The sequence below is a fragment of the Neochlamydia sp. TUME1 genome, from assembly GCF_000813645.1.
Lineage (GTDB): Bacteria > Chlamydiota > Chlamydiia > Chlamydiales > Parachlamydiaceae > Neochlamydia.
Genome location: NZ_JRXI01000171.1, coordinates 1 through 1,134, shown reverse-complemented (window position 1 = coordinate 1,134; position 1,134 = coordinate 1). Strand labels below are relative to the sequence as shown.

The following is a 1,134-nucleotide window of genomic DNA, read 5'->3' as shown; positions in this document are numbered from 1 at the left end:
TTAACCTTAAGCTTTTTGGTGAAAATCATCCCAAGGTGGCAATTTGCCACAGCAATCTAGGACAAATTTATAAAGACCAAGGTAATTTAGGCAAGGCGGCAGAGTGTAGTAGCAAAGTGCTTGCTATTGATCTTAAGCTTTTTGGTGAAAATCATCCCATGGTGGCAATCGATTATAGCAACCTAGGGCAAATCTACCAAGCCCAAGGCAATTTAGGCAAGGCAGCAGAGAATAGCAATAAAGCGCTTGCTATCGATCTTGAGATTTTTGGAGAAAATCATCCTATGGCGGCAAGAGATTACAATAACCTAGGACAAATCTACCAAGATCAAGGCAATTTAGACAAGGCGGCAGAGTGTAATAACAAAGCGCTCATCATTAATCTTAAGCTTTTTGGTGAAAATCATCCCGACGTGGCAATCAATTACAGCAATCTAGGACAAATCTATAAAGATCAAGGCAATTTAGGCAAGGCAGCAGAGTGTAGTAACAAAGCGCTTGCTATTAACCTTAATCTTTTTGGTGAAAATCATCCCGGCGTGGCAATCGATCATAGCAATCTAGGACAAATCTATAAAGAACAAGGCAATTTAGAGAAGGCTGAAGAGTATAGTACTAAAGCGCTTGCCATTAACCTTAAGCTTTTTGGTGAAAATCATCCCAAGGTGGCAATTTGCCACAGCAATCTAGGACAAATTTACAAAGGCCGAGGCAATTTAGACAAGGCAGCTGAGTATAGCAACAAAGCGCTTACCATTAGCGTTAAGCTTTTTGGTGAAAATCATTCCGCGGTGGCAACCGATTATAGCAACCTAGGACAAATCTACCAAGATCAAGACAATTTAGGCGAGGCAGCTGATTATAGCAACAAAGCGCTTACCATTAGCGTTAAGCTGTTTGGTGAAAATCATACTCAGGTAGCAACAAATTACAGCAATCTAGGAGCAATCTACCAAGCGCAAAGCAAGTTAGGCAAAGCATCAGAGTATTTCAGCAAAGCTCTTGCCATTAACCTTAAGCTTTTTGGTGAAAATCATTCCACGGTGGCAATCCATTACAGCAACCTAGGAGTCATCTATAAAGAGCAAGGCAATTTAGAGAAGGCTGAAGAGTATAGCACTAAAGCGCTTGCTA

At 40.9% G+C, this 1,134-nt stretch carries 1 protein-coding gene; it reads left to right on the top strand.

Features of this window, described 5'->3' with window-relative positions; translation table 11 throughout:
• The coding region (locus tag DB41_RS08045) for a tetratricopeptide repeat protein (RefSeq protein WP_039386185.1) at positions 1–1,134 on the top strand (1,134 nt) is incomplete at both ends.